The sequence below is a fragment of the Streptomyces sp. NPDC005899 genome (assembly GCF_040629645.1).
Classification (GTDB): Bacteria; Actinomycetota; Actinomycetes; order Streptomycetales; family Streptomycetaceae; genus Streptomyces.
In genome coordinates this window covers 1-255 of the sequence record NZ_JBEXWB010000580.1, presented here as the reverse complement: position 1 = coordinate 255, position 255 = coordinate 1, and the positions used below count along the sequence as shown (strand labels likewise).

At 82.0% G+C, this 255-nt stretch carries 1 protein-coding gene; it reads left to right on the top strand.

Annotated features, from left to right (window positions below; all coding sequences use genetic code 11):
• The first annotated feature begins 96 nt into the window (after nucleotides 1–96).
• Complete coding sequence (locus ABZ371_RS31635) at nucleotides 97–225, top strand: hypothetical protein (protein WP_358686173.1); 129 nt, start codon at nucleotides 97–99, stop codon at nucleotides 223–225.
• Nucleotides 226–255 lie beyond the last annotated feature (30 nt).

Here is a 255-nt window from a genome sequence, read left to right as displayed (position 1 = left end):
GGGGCCCCGCCCACCCACCCCCCCCCCCCCGCGCCGGTGGGGGGGGGGGGCCGCCCCCCCCCCGGCGCGCCCACCCCCCCCCCCCACGACATGGCGGTGACCCGCGCCTACTGGGCCTCCCTGCCCGGGCGGGTGCGGGCGCACCTGCACTGCCCCGTGGTGGAGGAGCTGAGCCCCATCGTCCAGAAGCACACCATCGAGGGCCTGGTCATGGGCGACGCGTGACGCGCCGGGCCCGGCAGCCGGCCGGACGGG